Origin of the sequence: Echinicola jeungdonensis (assembly GCF_030409905.1) — a bacterium.
Taxonomy (GTDB): domain Bacteria; phylum Bacteroidota; class Bacteroidia; order Cytophagales; family Cyclobacteriaceae; genus Echinicola; species Echinicola jeungdonensis.
This window is the reverse complement of the sequence record NZ_JAUFQT010000001.1, coordinates 2395244-2417698: the sequence shown is the minus strand read 5'-3', so window position 1 is coordinate 2417698 and position 22455 is coordinate 2395244. Positions and strand designations below refer to the sequence as shown.

The 22455-nt window shown below is 41.5% G+C and carries 20 protein-coding genes; 12 read left to right on the top strand and 8 right to left on the bottom strand.

Going from position 1 to position 22455, the window contains the following annotated elements; genetic code table 11:
• Position 1 precedes the first annotated feature (1 nt).
• The 5 genes from moaA to QWY93_RS09955 all read left to right on the top strand — a co-directional run bounded on the left by moaA (position 2) and on the right by QWY93_RS09955 (position 4694).
• Positions 2-979 carry a GTP 3',8-cyclase MoaA gene (gene moaA, locus QWY93_RS09975; RefSeq protein WP_290248083.1) on the top strand — a complete coding sequence of 326 codons (978 nt, stop codon included), beginning with the start codon at positions 2-4 and terminating at the stop codon, positions 977-979.
• The gene (gene moaC, locus QWY93_RS09970; protein ID WP_290248082.1) at positions 976-1458 is read left to right on the top strand and encodes a cyclic pyranopterin monophosphate synthase MoaC; all 483 of its coding nucleotides are present in this window, start codon (positions 976-978) and stop codon (positions 1456-1458) included. The genes moaA and moaC overlap by 4 nt, the downstream gene beginning before the upstream one ends.
• Entirely contained in the window at positions 1442-2035 is a 594-nt protein-coding gene (locus tag QWY93_RS09965) for an NTP transferase domain-containing protein (protein WP_290248081.1), read from the top strand. The genes moaC and QWY93_RS09965 overlap by 17 nt, the downstream gene beginning before the upstream one ends.
• Positions 2035-3111, top strand: coding sequence for a HesA/MoeB/ThiF family protein (locus QWY93_RS09960; RefSeq protein ID WP_290248080.1), 1077 nt, complete (start codon positions 2035-2037; stop codon positions 3109-3111). Before QWY93_RS09965 ends, QWY93_RS09960 begins: the two co-directional genes overlap by 1 nt.
• Positions 3112-3506: 395 nt before the next feature.
• Positions 3507-4694, top strand: coding sequence for a molybdopterin molybdotransferase MoeA (locus tag QWY93_RS09955; protein WP_290248079.1), 1188 nt, complete (start codon positions 3507-3509; stop codon positions 4692-4694).
• Positions 4695-4989: 295 nt separating this feature from the next.
• Here the strand turns inward: QWY93_RS09955 and QWY93_RS09950 are convergent, their stop codons facing one another.
• The gene (locus QWY93_RS09950) at positions 4990-6285 is read right to left on the bottom strand and encodes a UDP-N-acetylmuramoyl-tripeptide--D-alanyl-D-alanine ligase (RefSeq protein ID WP_290248078.1); all 1296 of its coding nucleotides are present in this window, start codon (positions 6283-6285) and stop codon (positions 4990-4992) included.
• A 194-nt stretch (positions 6286-6479) separates the two neighbouring features.
• Here QWY93_RS09950 and QWY93_RS09945 point away from each other — a divergent pair, with 194 nt between their 5' ends.
• Positions 6480-8504: a T9SS type A sorting domain-containing protein gene (locus tag QWY93_RS09945; RefSeq protein ID WP_290248077.1), complete on the top strand. Its 2025-nt coding sequence runs from the start codon at positions 6480-6482 to the stop codon at positions 8502-8504.
• Here QWY93_RS09945 and QWY93_RS09940 read toward each other — a convergent pair.
• The 4 genes from QWY93_RS09940 to QWY93_RS09925 all read right to left on the bottom strand — a co-directional run bounded on the left by QWY93_RS09940 (position 8487) and on the right by QWY93_RS09925 (position 11083).
• Positions 8487-9290 carry an amidohydrolase gene (locus tag QWY93_RS09940; protein ID WP_290248076.1) on the bottom strand — a complete coding sequence of 268 codons (804 nt, stop codon included), beginning with the start codon at positions 9288-9290 and terminating at the stop codon, positions 8487-8489. The two genes, QWY93_RS09945 and QWY93_RS09940, sit on opposite strands and share 18 nt — an antisense overlap.
• 70 nt (positions 9291-9360) lie before the next feature.
• Positions 9361-9915 (bottom strand): peptide deformylase, encoded by a 555-nt coding sequence (gene def / locus QWY93_RS09935; RefSeq protein ID WP_290248075.1) that lies wholly within the window; start codon positions 9913-9915, stop codon positions 9361-9363.
• Positions 9912-10325 (bottom strand): Holliday junction resolvase RuvX, encoded by a 414-nt coding sequence (gene ruvX, locus QWY93_RS09930; RefSeq protein ID WP_290248073.1) that lies wholly within the window; start codon positions 10323-10325, stop codon positions 9912-9914. The genes def and ruvX overlap by 4 nt, the downstream gene beginning before the upstream one ends.
• Positions 10325-11083: a hemerythrin HHE cation-binding protein gene (locus tag QWY93_RS09925; protein ID WP_290248072.1), complete on the bottom strand. Its 759-nt coding sequence runs from the start codon at positions 11081-11083 to the stop codon at positions 10325-10327. The genes ruvX and QWY93_RS09925 overlap by 1 nt, the downstream gene beginning before the upstream one ends.
• Before the next feature lie 162 nt (positions 11084-11245).
• Here QWY93_RS09925 and QWY93_RS09920 point away from each other — a divergent pair, with 162 nt between their 5' ends.
• The 3 genes from QWY93_RS09920 to QWY93_RS09910 all read left to right on the top strand — a co-directional run bounded on the left by QWY93_RS09920 (position 11246) and on the right by QWY93_RS09910 (position 13856).
• Positions 11246-12931, top strand: a complete 1686-nt coding sequence (locus tag QWY93_RS09920) for a S41 family peptidase (RefSeq protein ID WP_290248070.1) — start codon at positions 11246-11248, stop codon at positions 12929-12931.
• A gap of 345 nt (positions 12932-13276) precedes the next feature.
• Positions 13277-13672, top strand: coding sequence for a VOC family protein (locus tag QWY93_RS09915; RefSeq protein ID WP_290248069.1), 396 nt, complete (start codon positions 13277-13279; stop codon positions 13670-13672).
• A 43-nt stretch (positions 13673-13715) separates the two neighbouring features.
• Positions 13716-13856, top strand: coding sequence for a hypothetical protein (locus QWY93_RS09910; protein ID WP_290248068.1), 141 nt, complete (start codon positions 13716-13718; stop codon positions 13854-13856).
• 5 nt (positions 13857-13861) lie between these two features.
• Here the strand turns inward: QWY93_RS09910 and istB are convergent, their stop codons facing one another.
• The gene (istB, locus tag QWY93_RS09905) at positions 13862-14584 is read right to left on the bottom strand and encodes an IS21-like element helper ATPase IstB (RefSeq protein WP_290246350.1); all 723 of its coding nucleotides are present in this window, start codon (positions 14582-14584) and stop codon (positions 13862-13864) included.
• Between the two features lie 18 nt (positions 14585-14602).
• Complete coding sequence (gene istA, locus QWY93_RS09900; RefSeq protein WP_290246349.1) at positions 14603-16180, bottom strand: IS21 family transposase; 1578 nt, start codon at positions 16178-16180, stop codon at positions 14603-14605.
• 581 nt (positions 16181-16761) lie between these two features.
• Here istA and QWY93_RS09895 point away from each other — a divergent pair.
• The 3 genes from QWY93_RS09895 (at position 16762) to araA (ending at position 21030) form a co-directional block, all read left to right on the top strand.
• On the top strand, positions 16762-17475 hold the full coding sequence (locus QWY93_RS09895) for an NUDIX hydrolase (RefSeq protein ID WP_290248067.1): 714 nt from the start codon (positions 16762-16764) through the stop codon (positions 17473-17475).
• A 139-nt stretch (positions 17476-17614) separates the two neighbouring features.
• Entirely contained in the window at positions 17615-19489 is a 1875-nt protein-coding gene (locus tag QWY93_RS09890; protein WP_290248850.1) for a sodium/sugar symporter, read from the top strand.
• Between the two features lie 38 nt (positions 19490-19527).
• The gene (araA, locus tag QWY93_RS09885) at positions 19528-21030 is read left to right on the top strand and encodes an L-arabinose isomerase (RefSeq protein ID WP_290248066.1); all 1503 of its coding nucleotides are present in this window, start codon (positions 19528-19530) and stop codon (positions 21028-21030) included.
• Positions 21031-21136: 106 nt separating this feature from the next.
• Here araA and xylA read toward each other — a convergent pair whose 3' ends face one another.
• Complete coding sequence (gene xylA, locus QWY93_RS09880; RefSeq protein ID WP_290248064.1) at positions 21137-22450, bottom strand: xylose isomerase; 1314 nt, start codon at positions 22448-22450, stop codon at positions 21137-21139.
• Between the last annotated feature and the right edge of the window lie 5 nt (positions 22451-22455).

Sequence of the window (22455 nt, the reverse complement as noted above, 5' to 3'; positions counted from 1 at the left end):
AATGCTTGTCGACAACCACGGAAGAAAAATCAATTACCTGCGCCTATCCGTTACGGATAACTGCAACCTGCGGTGTCAATATTGCATGCCTGAAGAAGGTGTTGCCTTCGCCCATAAAAACGAATTGTTGACCTGGGAGGAAATGTGGAGATTGGCCAAATCCTTTGTGGATATGGGCGTCAATAAGATCCGGATTACCGGAGGAGAGCCATTTGTAAGAAAAGGCCTGATGCCATTTCTTGAAAGGTTGGCAGAATTGCCAGGATTGGAAGAAATCTCCATCACCACCAATGCCACGTTAATCGGGAAGCATATTCCATTGTTGAAAAAACTGAACATTACCAGTATTAATGTCAGCTTAGACAGCTTGGACAAAGCCCGGTTTAATCATATTACCAGAAGAGATTATTTTGACACCATCATGGAAAACATTCATCGAATGATCGATGAGGGTTTTAATGTCAAAATCAATTGTGTGGTCATGGATAGGAAAAATATAGATGATATTATCCCTTTTATCCATTTTGCCCATGATCATAATATTGCGGTCCGCTTTTTGGAGGAAATGCCCTTTAACGGTGAATCTGACGGATTCCAGGAACTGAAATGGGATCATGTGGCCATAATGGAACATATCAAATCCGAATTTTCAGAACTGGAAAGACTTCCTGCCCCAATGAGCTCCACCTCTGTCAACTACCGGTTAAAAGGAGCCAAAGGATCCTTTGGGATAATTGCTTCTTACTCCCGTACATTTTGCGGGACCTGTAACCGGGTCAGGGTTTCTGCCAAAGGAGAAATGCAAACATGTTTGTATTCGGCTGAAACCATTGACCTTAAATCCCTGTTAGGAAACTATAAAAACGCCAACGGATTAAAATTCGGTATTCAAACAGCCATGCAAACCCGTCCTAAAGACGGGTTTGAAGCAGAACAACAATCTTTGACAAAAAAATCCATGACACTCATAGGAGGATGAAAGAACCCAGCCAAAAACTTTCTCATGTGGACCAGGATGGCAAAGCCAAAATGGTGGACGTTTCTGCTAAAAATGTCACCCAAAGAACCGCCACTGCCCAATCGGTCATCAAGTTTCCCGAAGAAGTTTTCCAATCCCTTAGTAGCGATCAATTTCTTGGTCCCAAGGGAAGTATATTACAGACAGCCATCATTGCAGGAACAATGGCGGCCAAGAGAACCTCAGACCTAATACCACTATGCCACCCCTTACCCTTAAGCAAAATTCAAATTGACATTTTCCCGGAAGAAAATCATTTGAAAATCGAATCAAGGGTTAAATGTGAAGGCAAGACAGGTGTAGAAATGGAAGCCCTAACGGCTGCAAGTGTGGCTGCACTGACAGTTTACGACATGTGTAAGGCACTTTCCCATGATATAATTATTAGTGAAACAAAATTAATGGCAAAAGAAGGAGGTAAAAATGCATTTAACAGATAATCTTTATGGATTGGTACTGGCCGGAGGAAAAAGCAGTAGAATGGGCCAGGACAAAAGTGAATTACAATATTACCGGACCAACCATAGAACCTATTTATATCACACTATCCGGGAATTTTGTCCCAGAACTTTTGTAAGCTGTCGGGGCGACCAAACCCATATTACCAAGTCAGGATTGGATGTTATCACCGACAATGCTTTGTACAAAGGGCCACTAAATGGTATCCTTTCCGCCCACCACGTATATCCAGAGGCCTCCTGGCTGGTAGTTGCTGTTGATTTGCCCCATGTCCATGAAGACACCATCAAAAAACTGGTGGAAAATAGAGACCCTAATAAATTGGCAACTGTTTATGCTACCAGAGAATCCGAAATGCCAGAACCTTTGATCGCCATATGGGAACAAAAAGGGTTAAAAGCCGCAGAAAAATTCATCAGGGAAACCGGAAAAAGTTGCCCAAGAAAATTTTTGATGAATGAGGACATCAAGCAGATATTCCCTGAAAATGACCTGGAATTGTTCAATGCCAATTATCCAGAAGATTATAAATTAGCCAAATCTAGAATTTCTCACTAATGCCTTCAAGAAGGTACGAAAAACACCATAAACTAAAAGGATTTGGACACGAAGGCCAGGAAAAGCTGGCCCAAGGAAAGGTTCTGATCATTGGTGCAGGTGGCCTGGGCACCCCTGCCGCCCAGTACCTTAATAGCATTGGCGTAGGTACCATTGGCTTGGTGGATGGGGACCTCATCGAGGAAAGTAATCTTCCCCGACAAACCCTATACACTCCAAATGATATTGGCCAACCAAAATCACAAACCCTTATCCACCATCTCCAAAAACAAAACCCAGAGACTAATTGGATCAACCACAGGAAGTTTCTGACAGTCGACAATGCCCTGGAAATTATTTCAAAATATGATTTGATAATAGACGCTTCAGATAATTTTGGCACCCGTTATTTGGTCAATGATGCTTGTGTGATCCTGGACAAACCATTTATTTATGGAGCACTTCATAATTTTGAAGGTCAGGTCAGTGTTTTGAATTATAAAAATGGCCCGACTTACCGTTGCCTATTTCCAGAATCCAACAATACGCAAACCATTCCCAATTGTGATGAAAACGGGGTGTTGGGTGTGCTTCCGGGTTTGATAGGGACCTATCAAGCCATAGAAGCTGTAAAGGTCATCACAGGAATTGGAGAAACCCTTAGCGGGAAATTACTGATTATTGACATCCTTTCTCAGTCCCACCACAAAATAGGGGTCCCCAACTTTCCGCAAAATCACCAGATCACCCAGCTTAAAGAAAGTTATCGGCAACCTGTTTGTAATTCACCTGGTATAAAAAACTTAGACCCACATACCTATCAGGATTGGATTTTGGAAGGTAAACCCATAGAAATCATTGATGTCAGAAGCATGCAGGAAGCTTCCCAGGATCCCTTTGAGAAGGGGAAAAACATACCCTTAGACCAATTAGAGAAACGGCACCAGGAAATCAACACAGTATTGCCCGTAGTCCTGGTTTGCCAGGCAGGAAAAAGGAGTCAACTTGCTGGACAGATTTTGGAGGAGTTATCCCCTCAATTTGACCTTTACAACCTGAAGGGAGGAATTAATCACCTTAGAGAGACGATACTTTAATTAACCTAACTTGATCCTAGGCAAATTTTAAACAATATCCCATTAGTTATATAGTTCATGGGTCTTTGGCAACTTGAACTAAAGCTTATTATTCGGATTAGTGGATTTTTGGAAAAAGTGAATCCAATGAACATTTTCAATACGTGCATGATTACAATTCCGCATTTTTAGTTTATAAACCCTTCATAAATGGAAAGTGAAAAGTTACTTTTATCCCTTCATTGAAAAAACCTAAAGTAATAAAAAGACCTGTTTTTATTTACCTGTAAATGAAACATGAGCAAGTCTTTAGTATAAATCGGCTGTGTACAGTTGTCAGTAGGCCATAAATTAGGCAGACTATTAAGCTACTGAAAAAATCACTAACAATTTAAAAAGAGAAAGAAATAACCACCATGATCGATATTCAAGAAGCCTTATCTCAAGTTTTAGAATCCTCCCAAAACTATGGACAGGAAAAAGTGCCTTTAATGGAATCAGTGGGGCGCTTTCTTGCTGAGGACATTCATACGGACCGGGACGCCCCTCCCTTTGACCGGGTGACCATGGATGGTATAGCTATACAATTAGGCGATTTGGAAAATCAACCACTTGGCTCCTATCCTATTCAAGGCATTCAAGCTGCTGGCCTTCCCCAAATGACCTTGGAGAACCGCAAACATTGTATCGAGGTCATGACCGGTGCTATCATGCCCAAAAATGCCGATACGGTTATTCCTTATGAAGAGGTGGAAATTCAAGATGGCCAAGCCAAAATCAACTTGGAAAAAATTGCCAAAAGAAATATCCATTACCGGGGAAGTGATTCCAGGCAAGGGGAAAAGATCATTGCCAATGGTAAAAAGATCAATGCTGCAGATATCGGGGTTCTCGCTACGGTGGGGAAAATCACAGTAAAAGTGTCCAATTTGCCCGATGTGGCCATCATTTCCACTGGTGATGAACTGGTCAATGTAGATGAAACACCACAAGAACACCAAATCAGGAAATCCAATGTTTATTCCCTCTGGGCGGGATTGATGAAAGATGGCATAAAGCCGGAAATGTTTCATATCACAGATGACAAAACTGAACTGGAAGATAAACTTAAAGGGCTTTTAAAAGATTTCGATGTACTTCTCCTGAGTGGTGGAGTTTCCAAAGGAAAGTATGACATGATCCCAGAAGTTTTGGATGATTTGGGGGTGCAAAAATCCTTCCACCGTGTAGCCCAAAAGCCAGGAAAACCCTTTTGGTTTGGATTTCACAAGGAATTGAACAGTAAAGTATTTGCCTTTCCCGGCAACCCATTAGCTACCTATGTGGGGTATCAGTTTTATTTCAGACAATGGCTTCACCAATCTCTGGGAGAAAAACTCCAATTTAATGTATGCACTTTAGGGAAATCATTGCCAGGGAATCCTAAAATTTCCCAATTTGTTCCCGTCCAAATCAACAAGAAAAATGGAGAAGCCATGCCTATCAAAAACAATGGATCCGGAGACCTTTTCAGCTTATCCCAAACCGAGGCCTTTTTGTTGGTACCAAGAAGAGAAGGGGAAAATCAGGCCGGAGAAAAATTTCAGCTAATTGAGATGAGTTAATGGTTAAAAAGGAAAATTGGGGTAACTGGACAGAATTAGTTCCGGTGGCTGGGCAGAGCCGAAGCCACCGGTTTCCTTTTATAATTTTTAATATTGTCTCACTTTTTTTATGGATTGACTCAAAAGGCGTGATCATCTTATTTAAATAAAGGCAAAAAAATAATATGCCACAGAAATGAGGCTATTTATTTCTCCCATTTTTAGGTTATAAAAAATTAACAGTCATAATTATAACTACATGTAAAAATTTGGAACTCCCCATAAACAACCTTAAAACTTTTCAACTTCCCAACGCCTAAATATAATCCACCAAGCCTTCCAACTTCATTCCTCTACTTCCTTTGATCAAAATAAGGTAATCTTCCAGTTGGGAGTCGGCCAGCCAGTTTCTTAGGCTAAAAGGGTCTGGAAAATAAAGTGCTCGTGGAGCTTTAAGAAGGGCATTTTGGACCATCTCCCCAGTGAAACAAACCTTATCGATTTCGTAGGAATTGACCCATTCTCCCAATTTTTTGTGTTCTTCCACTGCGGAATCTCCCAGCTCAAACATATCTCCCAAAATGGCCATTTTATGCTTTTTGCCAGTCATCTCCCCAAAAGTCCTAATGGCTTGCTCCATACTGCTTGGATTGGCATTATAAGCATCCAGAATGATTAAATTACTGCCCTTTTCGATCAGTTGGGAGCGCATATTTCCAGGAACATATTGACTCACTGACTGTATGGCCACCGGCTCATCTACCCCAAAATAAACACCTACGGCTAAAGCAGTGGCTATATTATCAAAATTGTATGCCCCCAACATATTGGTTGTATGTTCCTTTCCGTCTGCGGTACGGAATTTCACAAAAGGATTGGCTTCCACAAATTCACATTGATAAAAATCTCCTTTTGCAGGATATAGCACCGGGTCATTCATCCGCTTGATCATATTGGCCAAAATTTGATTTTGGCTGTTGACAAAAATGGTTCCCCCCTTGCTAATCAGGTAATGATAAAGTTCTGTTTTGGCCCTTAAAACGCCTTCAAAACTGCCAAATCCCTCTAAATGAGCTCTTCCAATATTGGTAATTAGGCCATGAGTCGGTGCAGCAATTTCACAAAGCTCCTGGATATCCCCTATTTTATTGGCTCCCATTTCCACAATGGCAAACTCAGTTTTCTCATCCATGGACAAAAGGGTAAGAGGAACTCCAATATGGTTGTTAAGGTTTCCTACAGTAGCCTTTGTATTGAATTTTTTGCTTAAAATAGCATTGAGCAATTCCTTGGTAGTGGTCTTTCCATTGCTCCCTGTAATTGCCAAAAAAGGAATATCTAGTTTTTTCCTGTGATAATTAGCCAATTGCTGTAAAGCCTCCAGGGCATCATCCACTAGGAAATACCTTTCATCCCCTTCTATTAAATAATTTTTCTCATCAATTACTACTGCCAAGGCCCCTTCCTCCAATGCTTGGGAAGCAAAAGTATTGGCATTGAAATTTGGGCCTTTTAAGGCAAAAAATAAATTCCCTATGCTGATCTTCCGGGTATCGGTACAAACGCCACTTGATTTGAGAAATGAATGGTAAAGGGATTCCAAATTCGTCATAATGATTTAAATTTTAGCCCAAAATAAATCATTACAACGCATCTTTTGGCAAGAACTTACGGTTAATTTTACAGTACAAACCTTTATATGCCCAATTTCTCCTTATGAAACCACTTTTGTCAATCTTTCTGCTACTTTTTCCTTTTTTTGTGGATGCCCAAAAATTTTTCGAATTTGGCCAAATCCCAACTCAATTGGAGAAGAGGGCACCTTCCATGCCCTTTGTTGGTGGAATCAATTCCGCACAAATTCAGACAATGGATACCAATGGGGATGGCAAGAAAGAATGGGTGCTTTGGGATATTAATGCCAGGAACATTTTGGTCTTTGAAAAAGATGGAACTAGCTTTAAACACCTTCCGGAAATGCCCCATTATTTTCCGGAAGATATTCAAGGCTTTCTAATCCTTAAGGATTTTGATAATGACGGCCTTAATGATCTTTTTACAAGCAGCCCCTTCGGTATCAAAGCTTACCAAAATGCCGGAATTGAAAACGGACACCCTATCTGGAAAGTTGCACAGGATTTTTTGCCTTTGGAAAATGGCTCCAACATCCAGGCAAATAACCTGGACATCCCTGCCCTCCAAGATATTGATGAAGATGGGGATCTTGACCTGGTGACTTTCAATTATGCTGAAGGTGATTACCTGGATTATTTCAAAAACACCAGCATGGAAAGAAAAGGTCAGGCAGACATTGATGGTTTTGCACCTTCCAAGGTGCGCTGGGGGAATTTTGAATTTTGTGGCTGCGGATATTTCTCCTTTGGTCAAACCTGCGATGGTGACCCAATTAATAAAGTATTGTCCCAAAGCGAAAATCAGGCCACAAAACACTTCGGAGGCCATTCCATTTTATTGAAAGACTTTAACAAAGATGGCTTATTGGATCTCCTCATGGGACAGGACGAATGCAATATCCTTTATTTTCTACCCAATGCAGGTACCAATGAAACTCCTATTTTCAATTCCTTCTATACCAACTTGCCAGGGTTGGCCCATTTCCCGCAATTTCCCATTTATCACGTTGCTCATAGCATTCAGGATCAACTGATCATCACCTCCAACACTTCATCAACCACAATTTCAGCTGGAATTAATTTTCGGAAAAGTCTTATTCAACTGGAAAACCAAAATGGCACCTGGCAGGAGGTCACCGATCGTTTTTTGCAAGAACAAATGATTGATTTGGGAGAAAACAGTCGGCCACACTTTAAAGGTAATCACCTGACTGGAGAATTGGTCGTTACCACCAATAATCTGGTAGGAGGTGAATCGGTTGGACAGGCCAGTCTTTTCCATCTCAACCAGGCAAGCCTTCAGTTAGAGGAAAATGATTACCTGAGCCTTTCCTCCTTGCATATGACCGAACTCCAATATCTTGAAATTCCTTCTCCCGGTAAAGGAATCCTTTTATCAGGGGTTGAAACAGAAGACCATGCTCCCAAAAGGAAACTTTTCTGGTTTTCCGGAGATAATTTGGATGATTTGACAGAAATTTCCGTCCCTGGAATTTCCTTGGGCATACTAGACCATTTTGAATATTACCTTGAAGGAGAAAACCATTACCTCCTATTGGCCCGTCAAACCGGAGAGTTGATCCGTTTTCAAGTTGAAACCGGAAAAACCCCGAAATTAACCCTCTTGGACAGAAGTTATTTGGATTTCAGGGACAATCCTGCCAGCAGAAATCTAAGTGTTAAAGTGATTAGAAAAGGAAATCAACTAAATCTGTATGCTGTAGACCAAGAAGGTATCCTCTCCTATATCCCCAATTTCACCCAATCAAATGCTACCAAACAAAGTCAAATCCTGAAATTAAAAGATGAATCATTAACTGAAACTAGGTTTGGCAGGCATACCTGGATCAGTGCAATTCCAAATGCTTTTGATGGAAAAACAGATTTAATTTTGGGCAATACAGCTGGGGGATTGATTTACCTTAAAGACATCTCTTCCAGCCAACCATTTGATAGTGAGACTAATTTCCATCTATTCCCAAACCCAACAAAGAGAAACACAAAAATCCTCAGCAACATGGATGGGCCGTTTAGGGTCATCAACACAGTCGGACAGGTGCTTTTGGTTTTCACCCCATTGGAAGCTGGGATAGCCAAAGAAATAGACACCTTAGGATTACCCCATGGCATTTACTTTATCCAGCTGAGGACCGCTAACGGAAAAATCTTCTCCCAAAAATTAATCCTTAGTCCTTAATGTAAATTGATCGGCATCTTTCCATGCTGGGAACTTTTCCCTGTACCTGGACAAAGCCTCAAAGGACAATTCAACGGTAACCATTTCTTCATTTTCTTTGGCTGTAGCAATGGTTTCCCCTTTAAAATCATATGCGGCAGAGTGGCCAGAATAAGCGATATTATTCCCATCCTCGCCAACCCTGTTCACTCCCAGGGTATAGCAGAGATTTTCCACGGCCCTAGCTTTCAGCAAAATGTCCCAGGCTCCCACCCTGGCTGCAGGCCAGCTGGCAATAAAAAAACTCAGGTCATAATCCATATTACCGTCGGTATCACTTTTATTTCTGGACCAAACCGGGAACCTTAGATCGTAACAAACCTGGGGCAGAATTTTCCATCCTTTTAATTCCACAATGTTATTCTCCAGCCCCATGTTGAAATAATTATCCTCGTGGGCCATTCTAAAAAGATGCCTTTTATCGTAATGATTCACTTCCCCAGCAGGAGTCACCCATAGCAATCTATTAAAAAATTTATTATCCTCTTTGATGATCAGGCTCCCTGTTATAACTGCTTGTTTTTGTTTGGCCATTTGTTGCATCCAACGGGTTGTTGTAAAATTCATGGGTTCTGCCAACTTCTCTGTTTCCATGGAAAACCCTGTAGGGAACATTTCGGGGAGGATAATCAGGTCCACTTCCTCCTCCAGCATCCAAAGTTTTTCCTCCAGCATGGCAAGGTTAGCTTCCCTCTGTTGCCAATAGATATCTGTTTGTACTAAAGTAACCTTTAGATTGTCAGGCATAAGGATCAATTTAAATGAAAAAAAATGGCAAAGCCTAATGCTCTGCCATATCAACCTCTTTTTTGATTTATTATTTCACGGGATAAATCATTCTGTAATCCGTGGGGATTTTGCCTTTGCTCACATCGAGAAGCTTACTTTTCACCATTCTTTTGCGAAGGCCCTTAAGGTAATCTACAAAGAGAATTCCTTCCAGGTGGTCATACTCATGTTGGATAACCCGGGCGGTCATTCCGGAAAATTCCTCTTCCTTTAATTCCCAGTTTTCATCAAAGTACTCGATGGTCAAGGTTTCGGGCCTGGTAATTTCCGCCCTGACATCTGGAATACTTAGACAGCCTTCCTCAAAACTATAATCGTCCCCATACTCATCCAAAATGATGGGATTGATAAACGCCCTTCTGACTCCCTTTTCCTCATTGTCTTCATCCAACATCAGATTACTGTCAATGACAAACAATCGAACACCTTTGTTGATCTGTGGAGCGGCAAGGCCTACTCCACTGGCATTATCCATAGTGTCAAACATATCAGCTATCATGGATTCCAAGGCTTCACCTTCTTTTATTTCCTCAGCTTCCTTTTTTAAAATGGCATTTCCGTATGCAACGATCGGATAAATCATAGTTGATCTAAATAGGTTTGTAATATGATGGCAGCACTGATTTTGTCCAGGTTGCCGGCTTTTTCTTTTCTGTCTTTCCTTTTACTCCCCATGGTAATCATGCTTTGCATGGCCATTTTGGAAGTAAACCTCTCATCCACCAAAACCACTTTTTTGTCCGCATATTTTTTTTCCAAATCCTTCTTAAGCTTTAGGGCAGGTTTTGTCATATTGGTGTCCTTCCCATCCATGGATTTGGGATGACCAATGACGATAGTTTCCACCTCTTCCTTTTGGAAATAATCTTCCAAGTAGGATAATAAATCCTTGGAATGAATAGTTTCAAGCGGATTAGCGGTGATTTTTAATATGTCTGTAACGGCGATTCCTGTTCTTTTGGTTCCCAAATCAATCGCAATAACCCTTCCCATCAATTCAATCTAATTTTATTGGTCAATTTCCTTTTTACTTCTTTTTCAAGTTCAATGGCCTTTGGGAACAACAAATCGTTTTCAATTTTGGCGTGGATGACAAGCTCATTTTCAAAATGCTGCAATTCATGGTAAAGCACCTGAATTGCCATTGGAGCTTCTTCACTTAGCATGTAGCCATTGGTTAGTTTACGGATTCCTTCCATCTCATCATCATGAACTTCATGTTCTTCAGCCAAATTAACAATGGAAGGTTGGCTCAAAATTTTCAATCCCTCATCCAACCTGTATTGGTTGTTTTCTACCTCCTGCAACATTTTTATCCGTTTGAAAAGGGTACTTTCCTCTTCATGAATATGATGGATAAAATCATCCACAAAAAGAGGAAAAACCAACTTCATATCTGAAAGCAAGTCTGCATAGCCCCCATTAGCAGGAATACCATCAATCATGCTGGACAAAAAAGGTAATTCATGGCGAAGAAAAAAATGGTGCTTCTTTTTGAGGTATGCCACCAGAACCTCTATGGGCCTAAGGTAAAACTCTTCAGAACTGGGCTCTTTTCTCATTGCCCAGTTTTCAAGTTCTTGGATCAGCTGTTGGGGATTGATCCTGAATTGCTGGCAAACCTCTGCCAGGGATTTTTGCTCATATCTATAAAAACTTATGCCAAAATAGTGTAACACACCCGCAAAAACATAGTTTTCGCGAACTAAGTCACCAATAGACCGTTTGTTTAAGTGAGCTGATTCTGACATATTAGACAAAAGTAAAATAATTTAAGCTAATTTCCGGGGATTAGCCCCCTAAATTGATTTTATTACGTTTACAAAAACGAAATAGTGTAAAACAATGTTAAATTGTATATTTGAATTTGTGGCAAATTGAATTTGTGAATTGATAAATAAATTAGGCTAATCGTGAGTGAAGAAAAAAATAGATTGCGTGAGAGCGCGAAAGGAATAAAAAACAGCAAATCCCAAATCAGACTCCCCATCATCCTTGCTTTGGCTATCTCTGCTGGAATATGGATCGGGGCCACTTTTGCAGAGCCCAAATCTGACCATAATGATTTGAAATCGGCTATTTATAAAATTCAGGAAATCATCACCTACATTAACCGGGATTATGTAGATAGCGTGGACACCAATGAACTGGTGGAACATGGTATCGAAAAAATGCTTGAAAAACTGGACCCCCATTCTAGCTATATCCCTGCAGAGGATGCAGAGTTGGCCCAGTCCCAACTGGATGGTGAATTTGATGGCATTGGAGTAGAATTCGGCATTTTGAGGGACACCATTTATGTAGTGGCCCCATTGACTGGAGGCCCCTCCGAAAAATTGGGAATCCAGTCAGGTGACCAAATCATTAAGGTAGATGGTGAGACAGTGGCCGGAACAGGTGTCACCAATAGGGATGTTTTTGACTTATTACGAGGACCTAAAGGAACGGTGGTCAATGTTTCTATCAAAAGAAAAAACCACAAAGGGCTTATCGATTTTGCTATTACAAGGGATAAAATACCCCAATTCAGCATCAATGCTTCTTACATGATCAATAAAGATATTGGCTATATTAAAATCACCCGATTTGCCGCAACCACCTATGAAGAGTTTAAAGAAGCTCTGGAAGAATTGAAAGAAAAGGGAATGAGCAAGCTTGTACTTGATCTTCAAGGTAATCCAGGGGGCTACATGGGAGCTGCTATTAATATTGCAGATGAAATTTTAGCTGATAACGCCCTTATTGTTTCCCAAAAAGGAAAAGTCAACCGATACAATCAAAAAGCATATGCCATCAAACCTGGCAAATTTGAAGATGGATCCGTGGTAGTATTGATCAATGAGGGAAGTGCATCTGCATCAGAAATTGTGGCCGGAGCCCTTCAGGATAATGACAGGGCACTCGTTGTAGGTCGAAGGTCATTTGGTAAAGGTCTTGTACAAATGCCGATTGATTTAACTGATGGAGCTGAACTGAGGTTAACAATAGCCAGGTATTACACTCCTTCCGGAAGATCTATTCAAAAACCATATGGGGAAGATGCTGAGGAAGATTACAATATGGACTGGATCAACAGGTTTGAACACGGTGAGTTTTTCAGTGCTGACAGCATCAAATTTAATGACAGCCTGAAGTTTGAAACCACCAAAGGAAGAACCGTTTACGGTGGTGGTGGAATCATGCCTGATTACTTTGTGCCCATGGACACTTCCATGACCAGCTCCTATGTTAACAGGCTATTTGGAAGTGATACCCACAGGGAGTTTATCATGGAATTCCTGGACAACAACAAGAAGAAGTTTGAAAAAATGAACTTTGAAGAATATTACCAAGACTACGAAGTATCTGATGCCATGCTGAATGAAATCATCAAAATTGGCAAAAAAAACAATGTTAAGTTTGATCAACAAGCTTATTCCAAGTCTAAAGAATATTTAAAGATCCTTATTAAAGCCCATATGGGTAGAAATATTTATGATGACAATGCATTTTATAAGGTCATCAATGATGTAAATGAGATTTACCAACAAAGTCTAAAACTGTTTGATGAGGCAGAAAAACTCGCTTTTAAAGAAGAGGTTCCAGTCACTCAAGAATAATAAAAAAGGCGGATCGATTGATCCGCCTTTTTTATTTCCTTCTCATTTTTAAAAAATTTCACCTTATCAATCGCCACATTTTTTATTCAATCCCAATAAAAAAATGGGTGTTTACCTGAATTGTTTTCAGTATCTCACTTTAGGGATCAGTACCTAGGCAAATCAACCACTGATTACAAAAACAAATTTGAACATATTAATTTCCCATGAGCCTTAATTAAATCTTTACCTTTTTCATTTAAAAAGCTGTTGATTTTATACCAAATTGATTTATTTCAGGCATCCAAATTGTTGGTCTCAATATTTTCCCTGCGAACAATTTCCTTCAAATAAAAAAATTTAGAAATGAGCAATCATCAACCAACCAAAATAAATCACATCGCTGTCTATGTGAAGGATTTAAAAGCAAGTTCAGAATTTTACCAAAACTTGATTGGCCTGGAAGAAATCGACGAACCTTTTAAGGATGGTTTACATGCCTGGTTTAGTATTGGTGAAGGACAATTACATCTCATAGAGAAAGAATCCCCATGGCAAACTCCCACTATCAATAAGGTCAATCACCTTTGTTTTAGTATGACTAACCTTGACGGTTTTATATATCAACTCAATAAAAAAAACATCCATTTTGAGGATTGGCCTGGGGAAAAAAGTAAAATTAATATTAGGCCTGATGGTATTCGTCAAATTTACCTCAAGGATCCTAATGGGTATTGGCTGGAGATCAATGATGAATATTAGTTGTGAGAATTGAAATTTAAGAGATAAGAAAGTAACATAAGGATTGAGATTCAAAACCCGCAGTTTTTATCAAAGAATCTTGGCCGAACTGGAGTTGTTGGATATTCCGGATGATATTGACCCCTGTTCCGGGCATATTGACCCCTCTTTAGGAGAGGTTTGGTTTAATAATCAGATGGCCTGACAATTTTACATTTTTTTTCTGAGACTTTCCCCTTTCAGCTCGATTCTGTAGGAGACGTGTACCAACCGGTCAAGAATGGCATCTGCGATGGTCGGCTCACCTATGACATCGTACCAGCTTGAGACAGGGAGCTGACTTGCAATAATAGTGGATTTTTTACCGTGCCTGTCTTCGATAAGCTCCATAAGATCGATCTGTTGCTGTTTATCCAGGTTTGTCAGGCCGAAGTCATCGAGGATGAGCAGGTCCGTTTTTGCCAGTTTATCAAAGAACCTGATGGCAGTGCCGTCCAGTCTGACCATCTTGATTTTGATCATGAGCTTTTGGGTGTTGAAGTAAGCGACCTTTTTCCCATGCACACAGGCCTGGTGGCCAAGGGCCGAGGCCAGGTAACTTTTTCCACAGCCGGTAGCCCCCGTGACAAGTACAGCATCCCCATTGGTTATATATTCCCCGGTTGCCAGGGTTGCCAGGAGCATATCATCCAGGCCCCTGGTTTTGTCCAGGGAGAGTTCTTCCAGTGAAGCTTTGTAACGGAACCCTGCGTTGGATTCCAGTCTTTTAAACCTCCTGTTGTCTCTTTCCTGTTCTTCTGCCTGTAACATAAGCTCAAGTCCTTCGGCAAGGGAGAGGCTTTGGTTTTTACGGGTCTCCTGTAGCGTTGTCCATGTTTGGTGCATGCCGTGGAGCCTGAGTTTGATAAGTTGTGTTTCGATCGGATTGGGCATAGTTGTTTAAAGTTTAAGTTATTGATATTGGTCATAATATGTTTTTCCCCTGACATTCCCGTGTTCAGGAAGTTCCCTGGCAGACGGCTCCGCTGTAGCTTCTGTCATATTGTTTTCCAGCATGTTCTTGATAAAGGTATAGGAGTATACTTTGTACTCCATGGCTGTATTGCAGGCTTTCTCCAGTCGCTCCTTATCCACCTTCCTGCCCAGGGCGAGCAGCCCGTCACAGGTCCTGTAAAGCTGTTCGGGGATCTTGCCCTGTTTAAACAGCAGGGAGATGTACCTGGACAAGACCTTTGAGTGTTGGGCGGCTTTGCTGCGGTAATATTCAGGACTTCTGTCCCTATAATGCTGGTGCTGGGAACACAGGTGTTCTTTGAGCGTGGAATAACTCCCTTGATTGAAGCCTCTGCTGTGTATGGCCACCCGTTCCCCTTTATGGAACACATAGAGCATACTCCGTGTATAGATCACCTTTACCCTTTGGCCTATCAGTGTATAGGGGACACTGAAATAGTGGTTGTCCCGGGCCAGATAGATGTGGTTGTTTTTGGCAACGGTCAGCCGGGCATAGTGTCTCAGCTCGAAGCGTTCCCCGGGGAGTTTCCCCAACAGGCCCTTCTCATCGGCGAGAAACTTCTCTTCCCTGCAGTAGGGCTTTTGCTGCATCCGGGTCTGGTTATGGGCTTTTACCTTTTGGCCAATGGCCCTGTTTAAACTGTGTATATCGAAGAACTGCATATTCCTGAGCCTGGCATATACCCGGGAGTAAAGGACCTTTACCTGGTTCTCTACCAATGCCTTGTCCTGCGGCTTCCTCGCCCTGGCAGGCACTACAGCCGTGCCGTAGTGGTTGGCAAAATCCTCAAGGGCCTGGTTGATACTTGGCTCATACTTGTCGGCTTTGTTCACTGCGGCTTTCAGGTTATCGGGGACCAACAGCTGTGGCACACCCCCCAACTGCTCCATACAACGGCTTAGGGCATATAGGAAGTCCGGGATGGTCTGGGAGGCCACGGCCATGGCAAAGGCATAATCCGAATAGGGAAGGCAGGCCACAAACAGCTGGCACCGGACCTCTTCTCCGGTTTCCCTGTCTATGTAGGCGATGGGCTTGCCTGCAAAGTCTATATACAGCTTCTCTGCAGGCTTATGCTCAAGTACCATGGATGGCTTTGCCCGGGCAAGATCCTGTTGGTTGAGGTGGTGGCAAAACTGGCTACGGCCGTATCCATCGGGATAGGACTGCCTGTACTCTTCCCATAAAAGAGTTTTGGTCACCCCTTTGCGCTGGAGCTCTTTTTGATAATAAGCAAGGTTGGAGATAAAGTGTTCGTACCGGGGATCTTTGTAAGAAGGGTCCCCTGAAAGGAACTGTTTCTCAATCTCAGGTACCTCCATGGACAGGAGCTTCTCCGTCGTAAGCCCTGTTTTCTTATTGTTTTCCAACAGCTTGTCCAGCTTAAAAAGATAGCTCTTGACTGTGTTTTTGCTCATCTCCAGCATGCGGGCTATGGTTTTGATGCCCTTGCCCTGCTGCCGTAAAATAATCATCTGCTTGATCTGACTCATCGGTTTTGGTTTACCTGCCATCGGATTATACTTAGCGGTTTCGAAAATGTCCGCTAAAAAACCAAAACCATTCCATAGAGGGGTCAACTTGCTCCGGAATTTAAGCCTCAAAGGGGTCAGCTTGCTCCGGATTTAGCTCAATTTTTTCTTCAGGGGGTCAACATCCGCCGGAATGACAGGCGATTCTGGCCCTTAAAGCCACTTTGGTACCTGAATAATTGCCTAATTCGGAGGGGTCAGTTTACTCCGGATTATCCAAGTTGTTAAGGATTTGCATCTCCAAGCCTTTTTTTAGGTGATTTGAACTTGCAAAGTAACCCCAATATTTAACACTCTAAATTCAAAACACCCAGCCCCTCTGTATTCTTGTCACTTAATTATCTGTATTCCGGTTTTTGCTCTACAAGAGAAAACCTTGCTTCATTTTAACCCCTAAAGCACAGGATACATATTGGCAACAAATCAATTATCTTAGCGTAAATTTCCCCAAAAATGAAGGAAACTTGACAAGTCATTAAAATAATAGTTAATTTTACACACCTCAAAAATCAACCTAAGCTCCAATAGCATTAAACAAAACCGAAATTTCGGAAAAACTAACTATGATTCAATATTCTAACCAAACCCGTATTTTAGTCGCTGTTGACTGTATCATTTTTGGATTTGACGGGTCAGACTATAAATTATTATTGATACAAAGAGGCTTTGCCCCAGAAAAAGAAAAGTGGAGCCTAATGGGGGGATTTTTACAATTTAATGAATCATTGGATGAAGCAGCCAACCGGATTTTGTACAAATTAACAGGTTTGGAAGAGGTGTACATGGAACAAATGCACACTTTTAGCCGGCCTGACAGGGACCCAGTGGAAAGAACGGTTGCTGTAGCCTATGTGGCATTGATAGACATTCAAAAATACAAACAACAAATCAGTGATAAATTCCATGCACACTGGTTTAGGATGAACGAATTGCCACATTTGATCTTTGACCATGAAGAAATGGTGGAGATGGCCAAAGACCAATTAAGGTATAAAGCAGCCTTACACCCTATTTTATTTGAATTGCTGCCCAAAAAATTCACTCTCCCCCACCTTCAAGCCATGTATGAAAGCTTGTATGAGACCAAAATCGACAAGCGTAATTTCACCAGGAAGGTGCTCTCTACCAATATGTTGGTTAAAGAAAAGGAAAAAGATAAAGCAAGTTCAAAAAAAGGCGCCTATTATTACAGCCTGGATGAAAGCAGGTACAAAGACGGCTTCCAAACGGTACTTAATTTTATTCCAAAAAATGAAATGCCAGGAGCAAAAGAATAAATTGATCTGCCTTAAAGAATAATTTTTTGCGCATAATTTTTTTTTCTGAATTTTTAGGTGTAAATACGACACTTAAATTATGATAGCCTGTATTTGGGCATTTAAAATCATAACTATAAACCCACAATTTGATATTATTATGACCACAGGTTTTTCTACGTTAGATTACATTATCTTTATCCTTTACGGGTTGGCGATTGTATCAGTCGGCTTATGGGTTTCCAGGTCTAAAAAAGGCGTGGAAAAGACCGCCCAGGAATACTTCCTGGCGGACAAATCTTTGACATGGTGGGCTGTTGGGGCTTCCTTGCTTGCCGCCAACATTTCTGCGGAGCATTTTATCGGAACATCTGGCTCCGGGTTTGCCATAGGATTGGGAATTTCAGCTTATGAGTGGATAGCTGGTATTGCCCTTATTCTTGTTGCAAAGTATTTCCTCCCGATTTTCCTAAAACATGGGACTTATACCATGCCCCAATTTTTGAATGAACGATTTAACAAAGGGGTAAGTACTGCTTTTGCTGTCTTTTGGTTATTGGTATATGTCTTTGTCAACCTTACTTCAGTAAGTTACCTTGGCGCATTGGCCTTGGACAAAATCATGGGAATTGAGCTGCAATACGGTATCATCGGGTTGCTGGTCTTTTCTGGAATTTATTCTATTTACGGTGGCTTGGAAGCTGTTGCCTGGACGGATGTAGTTCAAGTAATCATCCTTGTAGCCGGAGGTCTGATCACCACTTTCCTGGCTTTGGATGCTGTTGGCATGGGGGACGGAATCATTGCCGGAATGGTTAATATTTACCGAGAAGCCAAAGACCACTTTATTATGATCATGCCACAAGGCAAAACCATGGTTCCTGACGGGGTCGGCGGCCAAAGGGATGCCTTTCAGGATTTGCCTGGGTTGGCAGTAATTCTTGGTGGTATGTGGTTGACCAACCTGGGTTATTGGGGTTTTAACCAATACATTATCCAAAAGGGACTTGCGGCAAAAAGTATCAATGAAGCCAAAAAAGGTTTGATCTTCGCTGGATACCTCAAAATCCTTATGCCTATCATTGTGGTAATCCCTGGTATTGCTGCTTATGTTTTGATCAACAATTATTCTCCAGAGCAACTTTCTGCCCTTCTGAATGTACCTGTTGAACAAATTGGAACTATCCAAAAGTCTGATGAAGCTTACCCTTGGTTGTTAAAAAACTTCATCCCTGATGGTATTCGAGGTTTGGCATTTGCGGCATTGGCAGCTGCTATTGTTTCCTCATTGGCTTCCATGATAAATAGTACCTCCACCATTTTCACCATGGACATTTATAAGCAATATTTCAGACCTAATGCCAACAACCATGAAATGGTTAAAACGGGACGTATTGTTGCTGTTGTGGCGCTGGTTATTGCCATGATTGTGGCACCTCAATTGGCTTCACTCGACCAGGTATTCCAATATATCCAAGAATATACAGGTTATATTTATCCCGGCGTTGTTGTAGTTTTTGGTATGGGACTTCTTTGGAGACAAGCCACAGCCAATGCAGCACTTTGGACGGCCATTGCCACCATTCCTGCTGGAATTGTCTTTAAAGTTTTTTATCCGGAAATGCCATTCTTATTGAGAATGGGATATGTCTTCATCATTCTTTGCTTCATTGCTTCTATCATCAGTTTTGCAGAGAAAAAAACTTATGCCAATCCGGAACACAAGTCTGGTAAACATGCTGCAAAATCAGTGGCAGCAAGTTACTTCTTCATCATTCTTGCAGTGGTTTGTACCGTTTTAGGGTTTGCATTATTTGATAGTTATGCCTACATGGGCATTGAATCCATCTTTATGATCGCAGCCATGTTCCTTATGCTAGGAATTATCCTTTACACCAATGTAAAAATGGAAACTGCGGATGCTAAATCATTCGATAATGACCCAGACCTATTCAATACTGCCACTCCTTTCAATATAGGTGCAGCAGGCATTACCCTGATTGTAGGCTTATTGTACTATTTCTTCTGGATGTAATTACCTAAAAAAGAAAACAATTTAGAGGTTTTATTAATATGAAAAATTTAAAAGAAAACGAGGTTTGGTTTATCACGGGGAGCCAGCACCTTTATGGTGAGGAAACCCTCCGTCAAGTAGCCGAACATTCCCAAATCATTGCCAAGGAGCTAAATGCTTCTGATAAAATTGCAGTAAGCACCGTATTTAAGCCGATTGTTAAAACTACGGAAGAAATTTCTTCGGTAATCCAGGAAGCAAATCAAGCCCCTAACTGTATTGGGGTGATCACTTGGATGCACACTTTCTCTCCTGCCAAAATGTGGGTAACAGGTTTGAAAATCTTGCAAAAGCCTTTGCTTCACCTTCACACCCAGTTCAACCAGGATATCCCATGGAATTCCATTGATATGGACTTTATGAACCTGAACCAAAGTGCTCATGGTGACCGTGAATTTGGTTTTATGGCCGCAAGAATGAAGGTCAACAGGAAGGTGGTTGTAGGTCATTGGAAAGATCCTGAGGTACATCAACAAATTGATGTTTGGGCCAGAGCTGCCAGCGGATGGCATGATTGGCAGGGAGCCAAAATCGCCCGCTTTGGAGACAACATGCGAAATGTAGCCGTAACAGACGGGGACAAAGTAGAAGCAGAACTTCGCTTTGGTTTTTCTGTAAACACATTTGCTGTTGGTGACTTGGTAGAGAGGATCAATGCGGTGACCGATGCCCAGCTTAAGGAGCTGATCGATGAATATGAAGCCACCTATACACTTTCTGATAACCTTCATGCTAATGGGGACAAAAGACAATCCCTTTTGGATGCAGCCAAAATCGAATTGGGAATGCGTCACTTCCTTGTAGAAGGAGGGTTCAAAGGTTTCTCCAATACATTCGAAGACCTCCATGGCATGAAGCAGTTGCCGGGTATTGCTACCCAAAGGTTAATGGCTGATGGTTTCGGTTATGCTGGTGAAGGTGACTGGAAAACAGCTGCTTTGGTAAGAGCAATGAAAGTAATGGCTTCAGGGCTTGAAGGTGGAAATGCCTTTATGGAAGATTACACTTACCACTTTGATCCAAACAACAGCCTTGTTTTGGGATCTCACATGCTTGAGGTAGATCCTACCCTAACCAATGATAAGCCAAACGTAGAAGTACATCCATTGGGCATTGGTGGAAAAGAGGATCCTGTAAGGTTGGTATTTAATGGCACTGGAGGGAATGGCCTGAATGCTTCTATCGTGGATATGGGCAATAGGTTCCGTCTGATTGTGAATGATGTGGAAGCGGTAAGGCCTATTGAAGACCTTCCAAATTTGCCTGTTGCAAGGGTAATGTGGAAACCACTTCCTGATATGAAAACAGGTTGTGCAGCTTGGATACTGGCTGGTGGAGCACACCATACTTGCTTCAGCCAAAATCTGACTTCAGAGCACCTGAATGATTTTGCCACCATGGCAGGAATTGAAAGTGTCCATATCGATAAGGACACCAACTTAAGAAGCTTACAAAACGAACTGAAATGGAGCGATGCTTACTATCAGTTCAACCAGAAATAACACTAACATCCTATTAAACTTCAAAAGCCGGCAAAATTAATTGCCGGCTTTTTTCAACTAGGGGTTCATTTGACTTCCCCTCAAATGAGGAGATTTATTATTTTTATTAAATGTATTGATTCAATACATTTTCATACATTTCCTGTTTTCCACTTCGCTGTTGAGGTTCACCATTGAAAAGTGCATGGTCTCTAAGATCCTCCAGGCTCAATTTCCCTTCCTCAAAGGCTTTTCCATTTCCTGTATCAAAAGATGCATATCTTTCCTGTCTCCATTTTTTGTAGGAAGACTTTTCAAGGATATCATTAGCAATCAATAAAGAGCGGGCAAATGCATCCATACTACCAATATGCGCATGGAAAAGATCATCAAGGTCAGTAGAGTTTCTTCTGATTTTGGCATCAAAGTTTACACCTCCACCTTGAATTCCTCCAGATTCCAAAATCACCAATTGGGCTTCTGTAAGTTCCTGTAGGTTCAAAGCAAACTGGTCGGTATCCCAACCATTTTGGTAATCTCCTCTATTGGCATCAATGCTGCCCAAAAGACCTGCGTCAGCAGAAACCTGAAGTTCATGCTGGAAGGTATGCCCGGCCAAGGTGGCATGATTTACCTCGATGTTAAGTTTAAAATCTTTGTCAAGGCCATAATGTCTCAAGAAACCGACTACTGTAGCAGCATCATAATCATATTGATGTTTGGTAGGTTCCATGGGTTTTGGTTCGATCAGGAAGTTACCCTTGAACCCATTTTTTCTTCCATAATCCCTGGCCATGGTCAGGAATTGGGCCAAATGTTCAGTTTCCCGCTTCATGTCCGTATTCAGAAGGGACATATAACCTTCTCGGCCTCCCCAGAAAACATAATTTTCTCCACCCAAAGCAATAGTAGCATCAATGGAATTTTTCACCTGTGTGGCCGCCCTGGAAACTACGTCAAAATCAGGATTGGTGGATGCCCCATTCATATACCTTGGATGGCTAAATACATTAGCAGTTCCCCATAGTAGCTTTATGCCCGTTTCAGCTTGTTTTTGCTTGGCATATTCTACGATGGTTTTCATCCTGGATTCATACTCTTCAATAGTTTCACCTTCGTCAATAAGGTCAACGTCATGAAAGCAATAATATGGAGCACCAATTTTTGAGATAAATTCAAAGGCTGCATCCATTTTGTCTTTGGCTCTTTGGATAGGATCTTCTGCTTTGTCCCACTCATGGGTGATGGTCCCAGGCCCAAATGGATCATTACCTGTATTATTGAAAGAGTGCCAATAGGCTATAGCAAACTTAAAATGCTCCCGCATGGTCTTTCCCGCCACTACGCGGTTTTCATCATAATATTTAAAGGCAAATGGATTTTTGGAATCCTTTCCTTCATATTTGATTTCTTTGATGTTTGGAAAATAAGATTTTGACATATTCA

Bases quoted from the DNA above. Each gene is read 5' to 3' on its own strand.
- istB (WP_290246350.1), bottom strand. From the start codon at position 14,584: ATGCCCAATCCGATCGAAACACAACTTATCAAACTCAGGCTCCACGGC.
- QWY93_RS09950 (WP_290248078.1), bottom strand. From the start codon at position 6,285: ATGACGAATTTGGAATCCCTTTACCATTCATTTCTCAAATCAAGTGGC.
- moaC (WP_290248082.1), top strand. From the start codon at position 976: ATGAAAGAACCCAGCCAAAAACTTTCTCATGTGGACCAGGATGGCAAA.
- QWY93_RS09915 (WP_290248069.1), top strand. From the start codon at position 13,277: ATGAGCAATCATCAACCAACCAAAATAAATCACATCGCTGTCTATGTG.
- QWY93_RS09890 (WP_290248850.1), top strand. From the start codon at position 17,615: ATGACCACAGGTTTTTCTACGTTAGATTACATTATCTTTATCCTTTAC.
- QWY93_RS09940 (WP_290248076.1), bottom strand. From the start codon at position 9,290: ATGCCTGACAATCTAAAGGTTACTTTAGTACAAACAGATATCTATTGG.
- moaA (WP_290248083.1), top strand. From the start codon at position 2: ATGCTTGTCGACAACCACGGAAGAAAAATCAATTACCTGCGCCTATCC.
- QWY93_RS09960 (WP_290248080.1), top strand. From the start codon at position 2,035: ATGCCTTCAAGAAGGTACGAAAAACACCATAAACTAAAAGGATTTGGA.
- QWY93_RS09955 (WP_290248079.1), top strand. From the start codon at position 3,507: ATGATCGATATTCAAGAAGCCTTATCTCAAGTTTTAGAATCCTCCCAA.
- def (WP_290248075.1), bottom strand. From the start codon at position 9,915: ATGATTTATCCGATCGTTGCATACGGAAATGCCATTTTAAAAAAGGAA.
- xylA (WP_290248064.1), bottom strand. From the start codon at position 22,450: ATGTCAAAATCTTATTTTCCAAACATCAAAGAAATCAAATATGAAGGA.
- istA (WP_290246349.1), bottom strand. From the start codon at position 16,180: ATGGCAGGTAAACCAAAACCGATGAGTCAGATCAAGCAGATGATTATT.
- QWY93_RS09925 (WP_290248072.1), bottom strand. From the start codon at position 11,083: ATGTCAGAATCAGCTCACTTAAACAAACGGTCTATTGGTGACTTAGTT.
- araA (WP_290248066.1), top strand. From the start codon at position 19,528: ATGAAAAATTTAAAAGAAAACGAGGTTTGGTTTATCACGGGGAGCCAG.
- QWY93_RS09895 (WP_290248067.1), top strand. From the start codon at position 16,762: ATGATTCAATATTCTAACCAAACCCGTATTTTAGTCGCTGTTGACTGT.
- QWY93_RS09965 (WP_290248081.1), top strand. From the start codon at position 1,442: ATGCATTTAACAGATAATCTTTATGGATTGGTACTGGCCGGAGGAAAA.
- ruvX (WP_290248073.1), bottom strand. From the start codon at position 10,325: ATGGGAAGGGTTATTGCGATTGATTTGGGAACCAAAAGAACAGGAATC.